Annotated in this window: 10 protein-coding genes; 4 read left to right on the top strand and 6 right to left on the bottom strand. The window is 48.4% G+C overall.

The window, feature by feature from the left end:
- Position 1: 1 nt before the first annotated feature.
- From HLUCCO03_RS12800 to HLUCCO03_RS12790, 3 genes are all read left to right on the top strand, one after another.
- Complete coding sequence (locus HLUCCO03_RS12800; RefSeq protein ID WP_292016716.1) at positions 2-1,540, top strand: hypothetical protein; 1,539 nt, start codon at positions 2-4, stop codon at positions 1,538-1,540.
- Positions 1,541-1,608: 68 nt separating this feature from the next.
- Positions 1,609-2,931 carry a DUF6602 domain-containing protein gene (locus tag HLUCCO03_RS12795; protein WP_027831479.1) on the top strand — a complete coding sequence of 441 codons (1,323 nt, stop codon included), beginning with the start codon at positions 1,609-1,611 and terminating at the stop codon, positions 2,929-2,931.
- A gap of 763 nt (positions 2,932-3,694) precedes the next feature.
- Positions 3,695-4,309 carry a tyrosine-type recombinase/integrase gene (locus tag HLUCCO03_RS12790; protein ID WP_027831480.1) on the top strand — a complete coding sequence of 205 codons (615 nt, stop codon included), beginning with the start codon at positions 3,695-3,697 and terminating at the stop codon, positions 4,307-4,309.
- Between the two features lie 183 nt (positions 4,310-4,492).
- Here HLUCCO03_RS12790 and HLUCCO03_RS12785 read toward each other — a convergent pair whose 3' ends face one another.
- The 5 genes from HLUCCO03_RS12785 to HLUCCO03_RS12765 form a co-directional block, all read right to left on the bottom strand.
- The gene (locus HLUCCO03_RS12785; RefSeq protein ID WP_292016715.1) at positions 4,493-4,630 is read right to left on the bottom strand and encodes an AbrB/MazE/SpoVT family DNA-binding domain-containing protein; all 138 of its coding nucleotides are present in this window, start codon (positions 4,628-4,630) and stop codon (positions 4,493-4,495) included.
- Positions 4,631-5,230: 600 nt separating this feature from the next.
- A complete protein-coding gene (locus HLUCCO03_RS12780) occupies positions 5,231-5,995 on the bottom strand; it encodes a response regulator transcription factor (RefSeq protein ID WP_051603806.1) in 765 nt (254 codons plus the stop codon).
- Between the two features lie 254 nt (positions 5,996-6,249).
- Positions 6,250-7,764: an aldehyde dehydrogenase family protein gene (locus HLUCCO03_RS12775; RefSeq protein WP_027831483.1), complete on the bottom strand. Its 1,515-nt coding sequence runs from the start codon at positions 7,762-7,764 to the stop codon at positions 6,250-6,252.
- A gap of 14 nt (positions 7,765-7,778) precedes the next feature.
- A complete protein-coding gene (locus HLUCCO03_RS12770; RefSeq protein WP_081813513.1) occupies positions 7,779-9,890 on the bottom strand; it encodes a PQQ-dependent dehydrogenase, methanol/ethanol family in 2,112 nt (703 codons plus the stop codon).
- Between the two features lie 39 nt (positions 9,891-9,929).
- Positions 9,930-10,853, bottom strand: a complete 924-nt coding sequence (locus tag HLUCCO03_RS12765) for a transporter (RefSeq protein WP_081813514.1) — start codon at positions 10,851-10,853, stop codon at positions 9,930-9,932.
- 209 nt (positions 10,854-11,062) lie between these two features.
- Here HLUCCO03_RS12765 and HLUCCO03_RS12760 point away from each other — a divergent pair, with 209 nt between their 5' ends.
- A complete protein-coding gene (locus HLUCCO03_RS12760) occupies positions 11,063-12,946 on the top strand; it encodes a sigma-54-dependent Fis family transcriptional regulator (protein WP_027831485.1) in 1,884 nt (627 codons plus the stop codon).
- 344 nt (positions 12,947-13,290) lie between these two features.
- Here the strand turns inward: HLUCCO03_RS12760 and HLUCCO03_RS12755 are convergent, their stop codons facing one another.
- Entirely contained in the window at positions 13,291-13,497 is a 207-nt protein-coding gene (locus HLUCCO03_RS12755) for a helix-turn-helix transcriptional regulator (RefSeq protein ID WP_027831486.1), read from the bottom strand.
- Positions 13,498-13,563: the final 66 nt, after the last annotated feature.

Below are 13,563 nucleotides of genomic sequence, written 5' to 3'. Positions count from 1 at the left end.
AATGAAAGTAGGATTTTTCTTTGGGGCAGGAGCCGAGATAGGTTATGGACTTCCGAGTGGTGGGAAGTTCGCCATCGACCTCTTTCGACAAGATGTGAGTGAACATAAGAAAAAGCTGCGTGAACAGCTTGGACAAATTGATCCTCGAACCAATTATGCCACTAGCTGGCTTCCAGAGAATTATGCAACACAGCGAATTCATGCATTCGGTAAAAATGAATTTACAGCGCTGATTGAATCCTCAATTGAATACAGAAAAAACGAAATCATACGCAGGCTTAATGCCTTTGATGAAGAGGTCGAGTATGCTCTTTCTCAATTGGGTATAGAAAAGGACATTCTAATTGATAAATTCAATGAGCAGATGGATACCGACTTTGGCGAGCACCTGTACTCAACTGCAATAAGAATGAATCCAATCCTCGCCAATGAAGTCAGGCTTTTTGGAAGTGAATCATATTCCGCGATTCTAAGTGTTATTAGTGGTGGTCAAAACTCTGCTGATCTTCAACGTTACGCAGGAGCTTTTCTTCAACTACTTGTTGGAGCTCATGGTCAGCACTTGGTGCAACGGCTAAACCAAGAGCTTTTTGAGGCTGCTCCGGACGATATTCCGATTTTCGATGACGTTACAGGTATGTTTAAGCTTGAGTTTAGCCGCGCTGGCCTGACCGCTTTAGAGCTGCTGCTTGAAAAACGCCGTAATTATAATCTGGAAAATGGCAATGTATCTGAAATCTTATGTGCTGTTTCTCAGCAGGTGTTGGAAAATATATTTACCACAGTTCTAGACTACCAATCGTTAATCGATAGTCATTTTAGATACCTATTTTCACCCAGAACAGAATGGGCAAAATTTTCTAAAATGGTAATTTTTCTTAGGGCAACTAGAGATTATATAGTTAAGCAATTAGATGAAATTGGTGACCTCCCAGAAAATGGCTATTATCACGACCTCGAAAGATGTGAACAACTTGGACTTAAGGTTTCTGCAATTGGAACTTCGAACTATAACAGTTTGGTTGAAAAGATATCTGAGGACCTTGATTTTGAAATACCTGCTGTCCAGCACCTAAATGGCGGCGTGACCGATTACTATAACCCATACAAGAATTCAGTAATTTCGGAAGATGATCCCGATCAAGTTCCCGAGGATCAGATACACGTTCCTTTTGTTCTTACCCAAAGCGGGTTAAAGCCGTTAACCTCTGTAGATATGTCTCGTAGGTATGTCGGGCTGTACGATGAATATGTTGCGTGCGACCGTTTAGTTGTTGTGGGGTATGGATTTAATATAGACGATAGCCACATTAATGGCCTTTTCAGAAAGCTTATCGAGGAAGAAGGAAAGTCAATGGTCTGGGTCTGTTTGGATAAAGATGGCTCAGCAGAATCTCAGAAGAGAGCCTTGGTAAAGCGCCTCCGTATTGCCCCAGAGCATCGTGATTTAATAACGGTTATTCCCGTAGAACCAGCAACTAGATCAATCGGTGATGAGGGATGGTTAGAGATTGTAGCGCAGGACAATGATGAAATGTAACAATGCATTGCACCGGACAAGCCGATGGATGCGGCGTTATACAGAAATCCAAATTTGAGGATGCATAATTGATTACCAAAGCATCGGAGCTACTAGAGCTATTCATCAAGGAAGAAACAGAGAAGTTGTCGGGCTTCAATATGCCTCATATGCCAACTCTGGGAAGTGCCTATGAAGAGGTAACTAAACAGGGAATAGACCAAAAATTCTCGATCCCCAAATTCTTAGACTTGAGCGTTGTATCCGGTTTTATATCAGTCGGTGGAGAGATGCTACCTGAACAAGTTGACTGCATGCTCGTTCATGGCTCTGGAGAAAGGTATGGTTTAACTGACCAATATATATACAAAATCGAAAATGTTCTGTGCATTTTTGAGGTTAAAAAGACATTAGGTAAAAAAGAATACAAAGATGCGATTGAGCATTTAGCGGGTATCAGAAAGAAGTTCGCCCGCAACTTCGAACATAGGCTTATCCACAAGGGATACGAGCCAGATATTTCTTCCGCTCGTCGACACTTCGCACAGATTACTGGGAAGACCGCACCAGAACGCTATAGTGGAATTCATAACCTGCCTGAGGATGAAGGCATTTTATTCTATTGTCTTGTTCAGGAATCTCTAGCTCCTGTCAGTATTGTTCACGGCTACGACGGTTACAAGACAGAAAAGGGCCTCAGGACAGCGTTTATCGATATTTTGGAAGAGAAAACATTAGAGGATGGTTCCGGAGTTGGGATACCGAGTATTCCATCTTTAGTAACCTCTGGCCAGTATGCATTGGTAAAAGCTAATGGTGTCCCATTTGTTACTGTCAGAGGTAAAGGTGAATGGGTTTCAGTTGTCTCAATTCGACATAATTCAGCAAAACTGATACTGGAAATTGTGTGGTCGAAAATATCCTTATTTTTTGATATTAATATGCCATGGGGTGATGGTTTACACATGGATAATGTTCAGCCATTACTAATATCAAAAGCTGTTAGGGCTGGTGAGAGAGTTGGCTGGATGTACAATACGCTAGAGCCTAAAGAAAAGCACTTGGTCAGAGAAGATGATGATATTTGGGAGCCATCACCATTAACGGCGGCAGAAGTCTCCGTTGTACAAATAATGGCGATGGGAGGTGGGTATTTGCTGATGGATGACGGAATGAACGACTACCTCAATAAAGAATATGAGACCTCAATTGAAGAGGTTTCCGATAACTTGATATCAACAAGACTATTCATGAAAGATGGAAAGTATTTGCGTCCTATTCATTCGTTTACCCACATGGTAACGAATGATGATGGTAGCGGTTATGTATGTTGCGAACGAGAGCGATTCGATCTTTGGTGTAAAGAAAATGAGATTGCACCGCATTACATTAACTTAGTGTTGATTGATTGAAAATGTATAACAATCGGCTGCACAGAAACCGATTTTCCGCCACATCGCAGCTTCAACATCACGGCGCGTGAGCCGTGCGTTAAAGCGCTATCAACATACAGTGGAGGTACCATGGATGAGCGTGATCCAAGACTGCGAGAGTTGTGGAAACAAAAAGCCATACCGGTGGTTTTTCGCAGGTCGAGGCCAGCCCCATTGTTACTGCGGCTCCCATACGCTGCCGATAATTTCCAGTGGGTTCGAGGAGATCGCCGGCATAAGCCTAATTGGAATCCGCAGTTCTCAGCATGGGAAGTACCGATTGCTTGGTTCGATGAAATCACGGCGAAAGTACTCAGGCGCTTTGGCAAGGCCTACGTAATTCAGCTATACAAAAAACACCAAAAGTGCGCCCCGGCGTGTTGGAATGCGAAAGGGCTACACTGCGAGTGTTCGTGCATGGGGGCTCACCATGGAACGGGGCACCCAGAAGGTCGTTGGCACGAGGTGTCGGATACATTTGCCTTCTCATGGGGGCCAAAACAATATGCCTGCCGACTACTATCCTCAATCCCGGGGCGGTAGGCGCTCTAACCAGGCCAGGCCAGGCCAGGCCTGGCACCACGGCGACTTCTTTTTCGTTGCGGCTGCGCCTTCACTATAAAGCCGCGCATTCTGGCGGCGTTATCACCCAACCCAAATGTCCGCTTTGCGACCGTTAGGCGGCAGAGAACGATCTTCTGAACCATACTTAAAGGCCCTTACCCTCGAAGAGGGCCACGTCATGACATTTCCTATCAGCAAAGCTCCCTGGAACAAGGGGAAGCTCGTTGGCCAGAAGTTACCACTCAAACTCGAACAAATATGGGCTATCCGCATTTGGTTGGAGATTGCAAAGAATATCCGCGAGCTGGCGATGTTCAACATGGCGATCGATTGCAAACTCCGATCCTGCGATATGGTAAAGCTTTTGGTTCGAGATATTTCCAGAAACGGTGAGGTTATGGATCGGGCGCAAGTCATCCAGCAAAAAACCAGTCAGCCTGTTCAGTTTGAGATAACCAAAAAGACTCGCGAATCCGTCGAAGCGTGGATCAAATTTCGCGGACTATCAGGTATGGATTATTTATGGCCGAGCCGGATGAGGAAGTTTGATCACATCACTACTCATCAATATGCCCGTATCGTCAAGAAGTGGATAACCAGAATTGGACTCGATCCTTCCGTCTATGCCACCCACTCAATGAGACGCAGCAAGGCAACATTGATCTACAAGAAGACCAAAAATCTTCGAGCAGTCCAGTTGCTATTGGGGCACACAAATATGTCCAGTACCGTGCGATACCTTGGTGTCGAAGTGGAGGATGCTCTGGAGATAGTTGAGAGTATTGAGATTTGATTGCTGTAACGTGGCCCTTCAATTCGAATCACTGGGAACCGGAGTCGCTCTCGGAGTCAGTCGATAATCATATATCTGGTTTTCCCAGACATCCTCTGACGTCTAAACAAAAGCGGACATTGGTAAGCCATCTGTAAAGATGCCCGTTTCATTGGAAAGCGGACCTTTTTGCCGAGTGTTCACCTAATCCTGATTCTCGTCCGCAGTGTCATCGGTCTGCGCGGGGTCGAGAATAATTTTGTCGTCTTCGAGTGACACATGTAGCTTTTGCCCGATTCCAATGCCCAGCGCCAGCAGTATGTCCTCTGGTACCTCAACCACTAGATCGTCACCGTCTCTTAGAATTTTTGTTGTTGCCATATTATCGCTCTCATTCTTATCGACCCCTGTTGATTCAACCATAGTTTGGCAGACGATGACTTGCTCTGCTCAGGCTTAACCGCTACATGCCTGGGTCGGGTCAATTTCGACTATACCGCATGGCCTCAATTGGAAAGCGGGCCTTTTTACCGCGACGAGATGAGCCAGTGAAAGGAGTCTGAACCGGGGTAGCTTCACTCATAGGCTTGGTGTGGCGAGGCCCCCAGCATAAGTAGAAGCTTTAACAAAAGCGGACATTCAGAAACGACCGAATTTGACCCAAAAGCGGACCTTTTCTTCGGCTGCGTGACCTGATTGCCTTCCCCCCGAGTCACCGAAAGACCCTCCGACATTCGAATGTTTGGCATAACACAACGGGGCGGAAAACCCTAATCCGCGGTTCAACTAAAACAGGGATGCTTACATAAGCACCGAATGTTCCTGACATTCGTTCCCAAAACTGCCAGTTGGAAATCTCTCGGCACCCACCGGCTGATTTGATTTTTCAGTCAGTCTTCGAATCCGACTTCGTTTTAGGTCTCCCTGAATCGAAACACCCGGCTATTTGCGCATTCGGGAAACTAGGTCGAGACAACTTGCTGTAAGAATCGCCTGCACGCGGTTCTGAGCATTCAGCTTACGTAAGACTGCCGAAACATGAGCCTTAACAGTGGTTTCGGCGAGGTGCAACTTGTACGCAATCTGTTTGTTGGACTCTCCAAGTGTCATTCTCTCTAAAACTGTCTGCTGTCGCTTCGTTAAAGATTGAAGCTGGCTGAGATCCCCCTCTGCTTCTGAGCTGGCTCGGCCATTACCACTTTCGAATTCGTCAGAGCCTGCACAAATGCAAATTTTGCCACCCAGAATTTGTCGAATAGCGTCAACAATTTCATGTCTGGATGCAGTTTTCGCCACGACTCCCATAGCACCGTGGCCGATCGCCTGAGACGCGAGATACCTGTTTAATCTGAATGACATAACGATGATGGGTAGTGAAGGCGCGATCTCATTTAAGCTACCGAGACCGCCAAGCCCCTGCATCTCCGGCATGTCAAGATCGAAGAAGATAATATCAAGGTTGCCATGCTTACTGATGATTTCCATGGCATCTTCCAAGCTGGATACTTCGAAGACGCGTTCGCAATCATGATTTACTAAAATAATATCGCGTATGGCGTCTCGAAAAAGCGGCTGATAATCAGCAATCATGACCTTGGACAATCGCGCCATTTCGACTTCGTCCTGCCCAATGTCAGGAACCGGGAGCGAGTTTAGCGTGGCTTGGCTCTTTTCCAAGCTTCTGAGGTTATTGGCTTCTTTTAGCATTTGTTATTCCTTGCCAAACTGTAAATACATTGGCCGGTGTTTTGCTCGCACTCCTCGCCGCATTGATACCTGACTATTTCGAGCGGAATCGAGCAAGGAGCCTTAAACCAGGCCTGCATCATTCTCTTCATCTACACACCGGTGAAGCTCTGTGGCTCTCCTCTGGGGAAGGCGTTATTCGACTCTCTGAAGTTGAATGTTTGACCTATCAGGGATAAGCCCCGGCTTCTCAGAGTCGGGGTTTATCGTTTTTCCTAAAGGGCAATGACAACCGACTTTGTTTCAAGATATGAATCGAGTGACTGCTTACCCATATCACGTCCAAACCCGGAGAGTTTATAGCCCCCGAATGGAATGTTGGCGTCAAGCATGTTGTGCCCATTTACCCAAACAGTGCCTGCTTTTAATTTCGGGATTAAGCTTTGCACCTGGGAAAGATCGTTTGACCAGATACTGGCCGCCAGGCCATAACGACTATCATTGGCCCGGTCTACGACATTCTCGATATTATCAAACGGAATGACCACCAGAACGGGACCAAAGATCTCGTCTTTGGCTATGACAATAGAATCGTCTTCGGTCGCAAATATAGTGGGCTTAACGTAATAACCTTTGCGGTCAGCACGTTCGCCACCAGTCACCAGGCGTGCACCTTCATGGCGGCCCGTTTCAATGTAGTGACAGACCCTGTCCAGCTGCACCCTAGACACGAGTGGTCCCATTTGAGCCGATGGATCCAGGCCGGGGCCCAGGGGGATGGCCTCTGCCAACTCGGCGAGCCGATCCAGGACCTCACTGTAAATGCTTCGGTGGACGTAAAGTCGCGAGCCTGCACTGCAAGTTTGCCCATGGTTGAAGAAGATTGCGGCCGCTGCGCCTTGCGCAGCCTTCTCGGGATCACAGTCAGCGAGGACAATCATGGGAGACTTGCCCCCGAGCTCTAAGGTAACTCGCGCCATATTATCCATCGCAGCACGGCCTATGATCTGACCCACTTCAGTGGATCCCGTAAAACTAATCTTGTTGATGTCAGGATGAGTTATCAGTGTCGACCCAGCGCTCTGGCCCTCGCCAGTAATGATATTGACAACCCCGTCAGGAAAGTTTGCCTCTCCGATGAGCTCGCCCAGATAGAGCGCAGAGAGGGAGGTTTGTTCCGCAGGCTTCAACACAACCGTGCAGCCCGCTGCAAGTGCCGGAGCCAGCTTCCAGCAGGCCATCAGAAATGGAAAGTTCCACGGTATGATCGCGGCAACAACACCGACGGGTTCGCGCCGGGTATATGCAGAAAAGTCAGAGTCAGCCGGGGCAAAGGGCATGGACACATCAAGAGTCGAGCCCTCAATTTTTGTTGCCCATCCGGCCATGTAGCGAAAGAATTCCAGTCCCAGGCTTACGTCAACAGCTTCGGCAACAGCAACAGACTTGCCGTTGTCGATAGCGTCCAGCTCAGCAATGATTCTGGCATCTCGCTCGATCAGATCTGCAAGTTTAAGAAGCATTTTCTGACGGGCGGAGGGTCTCATTCGGCCCCAGTCGTCACTATTGAACGCACTTTTTGCACAGCTAACCGCTTTGTTAACGTCATCAGGATGTGCAAGTGGTATGCTTCCTATAACCGTTTCTTCAGCCGGGTTTTCTACCTCTATGCGTTTGTTTTCCAGAGCATCAACCCATTGGCCGCCTATCAGCATACGGTGATTTTGACGAGCCAGAAACGCCAGGGTTTTGTTCTCTAAACCATGTGGATGTTTTGTAAACGTATTCATTGTTTTCCCTCAAATCACTGACTTTTCGGACGGATAGCGTCTGCAGTACCCTGAATAAACGCTTTTATTTTCTCGACATCTGTCTCATTCAGCGTTTCGGTAAAATCAGGCATGCCACTGGAAACGAATGGACCGTGAAACAGGAAGGCGTCCAGGTTTTCAATAACTGATTCCTTTGAGTAGCCCAGGTTTGGAATATTTCCGCCCTTGTCTACACCAGGAACACCATGACAGAACACGCAATTACTGACGTAGAGAGCCGTGCCTTCTTCAATAAAGTCGGGATTATATTCAACGCCGGAAACCAGTGAGTTCAGCTGATACTTGGTGAACTCAGGCATCTCGGCATCACCGTTCAGGACAAATGTATAAACAGTGCCGGCGGTCTTGAGGTCGGAGGCCCTCTGGGATTTTCCAAAAACACCGCCCCAGCCCGCCGCAATAGAGACATACTGAGTGCCGTCCACTTCATAGGTGATGGGCGCTGCGATGACGCCGGTACCCATTGGGGATTCCCATAGGGGGTCACCAGTTTGCGCGTTGAACGCCATAAAGCGAGCATCTGCGGTTCCCTGAAATACCAGATCGCCGGCCGTTGTCAGGGTTCCGCCGTTCCATGGAGAGACGTGTTCGTAACGCCAGGCTTCCTGCTGTGTAATGGGATCCCAGGCTGTAAGTCTCCCGAACGGCTTGCTTGATGGTGGCGCTACGTTGAGTTGGAAAGCGGTGTTCCAACCTACGCCACTCATGGGTTGTCCCGGCTCATTGCTTTCTATGCTTTCCCAGGAGGGGTCCTCGACCATTGTGATAGGGATGTGCTGAGACGGGAAGTAAGCTAGGCCGGTTTGGTGGTTAAAAGACATTGAGTGCCAATTATGTCCACCAAAAGGCCCAGGGATGATATCGAAGGGTTCGTCCATGGATCGTGCTTCAGGAACTTCTATTGGACGACCATTGCTGTCGTATCCCGTGGCCCAATTAACATCGACATAATTGTCGGCCGATATGAATTCACCGTTTGTCCGGTCGAGAACAAAAAAGAAGCCGTTTTTGGGAGCTTGCATGATTACTTTACGACGCTCTCCATCAATTGTGAGCTCGCTGAGAATCATGTCCTGCGCTGAAGTATAGTCCCAGTTATCACCGGGCGTGGCTTGGTAATGCCACACGTACTCTCCAGTGTCGGCATTGAGAGCAACAATTGAGGATAGATAGAGGTTATCTCCACCTTCCGGGCTACGCTTCTTGTGTGACCATGGAGAGCCGTTACCTGTGCCGACATATAATAGATTCAGGTCCGGATCAAAAACGATGGAGTCCCATACAGTGCCGCCGCCACCGGCCTCCCAGTATTTTCCACTCGGGTCCCAGGTTTTTGCGGCGCGAGCCATGGCTCCGTTTTCAAACGGTTCGTTCGGATTTCCCGGCACGGTATACCAACGCCATTTCTGTGCTCCGGTTTTCGCGTCGTAAGCTGTGATGTAGCCCCTGACTCCAAATTCGGCCCCCCCATTGCCTATGATCACGTTGCCGTTAACAATCCGAGGTGCGCCGGTAATCGTGTAGCTCATGTCGTTGTCGGGCAGAGTGTTCGTTTCCCAGACTTTTTCGCCGGTTTTTGCATCAATAGCGATCAATCGACCATCGTAGGATGCAACATAGACATTTCCGTAGTGCACTGCCACACCGCGGTTTACAACATCACAACAACCCCTTGAGCCCGCCTCGCCAGGTACTTCAGGGTCGTAGGTCCAGAGTTTTTTGCCGGTCTTTGCATCAAGTGCATGTACAATGCTCCAGGAAGCAGTAACGTACATCACGCCATCCACAACAAGCGGAGTAGCCTCGATTCCTCGCTCAGACCCAAGGTTGTAGGACCATGCAAGTCCGAGGTTTTCGACGTTGTCCGCTGAAATTTGGGAAAGAGGGCTAAAGCGCGTCTCCGCATAATCAAAACCATGGGTGGGCCAGTCCTTCCCGGTCTTTGCATTTTCAATGATATAGCTTTGGTCAACCTGATCGGCGGCAATAGCAGTACTGGCTCCGATTGCTAAAAATGGAACTAATGCACTACTTAACGATTTTTTTATGAAACGGCCTTTGTAGTGATTATTAATCAGCTTCATTTCTATGTCCTTTTGTTTTTATTACTGTTTTATGGGAACTTAAAACGCTTTTAGAATACGAAAGTTGAGTCGATGTTGTTCTTTAAATCCATTTTCTACGGACAAATCTCTTCCATAATTTGCGATTAGTTGCAGCCCCGGATTAGCAAACCATGCCGTACCGATTGTCATCTTGGTCGTGGCAAGATCATTGTCCTGGTTAATATCGTTTATCTGTGACTCACCGCCAAAGGTATGAGAAATGCCGGTGCGAAGGTCCCATTGCGGCGTTACGTGATAACGCAGGAACCCCTGGAATTGATACAAAGGGTCCTGTTCCAGAGTGGCCTTGGAGGCACCGAGTTCGTCATTCTTGCCGAAAAAAGTGACGTCACCAACCAAGTCTAATGAGATGTTAGAGGTGAGACCGGTTATGTAACCCGCCTGTAATGCAGATTTCCACCGGTTTTCGCCAAGGTTTAATGTGTCATTTCGATCGTAACTCCCTACCGGGACATACAGGAACGGAGTAATGCCGAAATAGGTGTTGCTCTCGGGTTCGTTTACAAGCCAAACAGTCGCCGCAAGTATCAAGTCGCCGATGCCACTGGTGTCACCAAGGGCAGATGTATCGTCTTTTCCCTCTACTTTGCCGAACGGGAGGAGGAATTGCGGGTCTACGATATAGCCGCCTATTTCAGTGAAATGGACCCCACGCAGGATTCCTACCTGTGAGTCTAATCCAGCATTAATGGGGGCCTTGTCGCCATCCGAGTAGAGGGAATCGGCAGTGGCGTATTGGTAGTAGACCATTCCAAGATTGGTGCCGGCGGGAAGCGCCGTGTAGTCCCCGGCATCAACGTCAATAGCCATTGCATTGCCAGAACACAGCAACATGGTGGCCAGACCAGCAGAAGCGAAGATGACATTTCTAATTCTGAAATGGAGTAAACTTTTGTGCTTATAGTTTGATACAGATGACATAGTGCAGCCTCTTATTAGTTTTGTTGGTATTGCACTCAATGTTCAGCAATCGATATGCCAGATCGTCAGGGTTTTTGAAAGTCCTTTTGAAACAGTGATCTAATAGGTTTTTTAGCTTCAATACTTCAGTTTTTGGAAAAAAGTGGATCGTTTCAATACACTAAAAGTGTAGGGTTGAATAAAAACAATACAGAGCCGTGGGTATCGTTATGCATAAAAAGATCGTTGACCTGAATACTCAGATCCAGCAAGCGCGTATGTTGTTTGATGAAGGACGTGTTGTACCGTCCCAGTTGGTGCGGGATGAGGTTTTGCGTTCCTGGCTAAGATGCAGACAACATGGAGTGTCCCCCACGGAACAGGTCTTACGTGAGGCCGCACGATTCGACCAGATCTCTCATGTCCGCAATCAGTACCAGCGGCTCCTGACATATGCAGAGCCTGAAATGCAACGCTTGTTCCGTTCAATGAGTTCTGCAGGTTGGGTCTTGGCCTGTGTGGAGAGAGAAGGTCACAGCATTAAATATTTCGGCAATGACAGTCCCTGCTACGAAGTGCTCGGAGCCGCTTTGAATGCTGGTATCGACCTTTCAGAAGAGATAGCCGGAACCAATGCCCCTGGTTGCGCTTTGATAGAAGGCAGGCCTTCGGTTGTTTGTGGTAGAGAACATTTCTTGCATTCACTCTGGGATCTATCTTGTGTGGCAGTACCCATTTTTGACCCTGCCGGGACGCTGGTTGGGGCTTTGAACGCCTCGAAACCTTATGATGGCCGGCCGGTCGGTATTGTGGAGTCGGTTGCGCTCGCAACTCGGGCTGTTGAGAATCGAATGGTCGACGATTTGCGTGGCGCCTTTGTCCTTGCGCTTCACTATCGCCCGGAGCTTACACAGTCACCCGTGCGTGGTTTGATACATTTTGGCGAAGACGGTGAAGTTTTAGGTGCAAACCCCTCGGCCAGGCAAATGCTGGATCTCGATGCTCTCAAGCAGAAGCAGAGTCATGTCTGTTTCAAAGACGTATTCTCTTGCCGCGTTGCCGAGATTGAGGGATTACAACAAAACCCTGTTGAGGTGGAATGTCACAATGGGGCAAGGCTTTTCCTTAAAGTTGAAAGTCTTCGCAAAGGGCCTTTGAGCGTCAAATCGATGCCACCGCAAAAACGGCCCGACATCGCTCAGTCTTTTTACGTGGGCAAGCCTACACAATCACTTTTCGACAAGGCGCATCGGGCCTTCCAGTTTGGAGTTCCGGTTCTGGTAACTGGAGAAACTGGCACGGGCAAAGAGGTTTTAGCGCGCTCGCTACATGCCAATGGGCCTTCTTCAAAGGGTGCGTTTATTGCAGTGAACTGCTCGGCTATTCCTGCTGGGCTGATCGAATCAGAGTTGTTTGGCTACGCAGACGGCGCATTTACTGGTGCCAGACGTGGTGGGGCCAAGGGGAAATTTGAGGAGGCGAGCGGCGGTACGCTCTTCCTGGATGAAATAGGCGATATGCCAGTGGAATTTCAAGCACGTTTGTTACGTGTTTTGCAGGAGCGCACTGTCACCAGGCTTGGAGAAGAGAAGCCTCGGCCCGTCTCGTTTTCTCTGGTCTGTGCGACGCATCGGAATCTTGATGAGCTTATGGAGAGTGGGGACTTTAGGAGCGATCTTTATTACCGGATCAATGGCCTCAGGGTGCAGCTCCCTGCTCTGCGGGAGCGTGAAGACCTCGATGCTTTGATTGATCACTTGCTGGCATCAATGTCACAGGAAGATTCCCCATCAATTCTGACATCCGAGGCTCGTAATCTCTTAAGGCGCCATTCGTGGAGAGGTAATATCAGAGAGCTCCAGCAGGCACTGAATCTTGGCCAGGCGCTTTCTACTCAGGGAATTATCGATGTTGAGCATTTGCCCGAGGACATCAAGGCCCAAAATGACACTGCGGAGGTGGATGTCGGCGAGGGCGGCACACTCGCCTCTGCAGAGCGCGAGGCGGTGCGATGTGTGCTTGAGAAACACAATCACAACGTCAGTGCCGCAGCTCGAGAATTAGGGATAACACGAGCCACCCTCTATCGGAAAATAAAACATTTTGGCCTCTGAGGTAATTCGTGGACTAGCCCGAATTTCTCATGAGGCGATAAAACGCGCCGCTATTTTCAGCGAGTAAGCGCCTGGGCATTACAGTTTGTCAGGTGTATCCGGTTTCCAATTATGGGGCATTAGCTTGGCTGTGCCGGTCGTTGTCCGCCCATTCTAAATGTTCGCTTTGAGACCTCAGCGTGCTTTGTTTTCGAATAGCGGATTGAGTAGGCCCCCATCTGAAAAGGTCTGCTTTGTGGTCACAGCAAAGAAGTAGGGAGGCCCGCGACGGGTCAAGCGATGGAGCAAAACTGCGCCAAAACATGTTGATTGAATGAGAGTGGCCTTTTAACCATCTCATTTGCTCAATGATCCTCTTGCAACTCGAGCAGATCTCCCACCTGGCATTCAAATAATTGGCAGAGTTTCTCAATAGCTTCCAGGTCTATCCTTTGCGCCGTTTCTTTGTAGAGCAGGGTTACAGTATTCCTGTTAAGACCCGTCTCTCTGGCTACGTCCACGATCTTCATTTTTCGCTCGCCCATCAGCCGAGCGAGATGGCATCGAACCATTTCTGATCATCCTTAATTTAAAAATGTTATTCAGAATGACAAAAAGTGCTTGCAAATGTAATTTTT

The organism is Marinobacter sp. HL-58 (assembly GCF_001314605.1).
GTDB lineage: Bacteria > Pseudomonadota > Gammaproteobacteria > Pseudomonadales > Oleiphilaceae > Marinobacter.
Note: the sequence above shows the minus strand (reverse complement) of the source record. Positions and strands in the feature narration are given on the sequence as shown.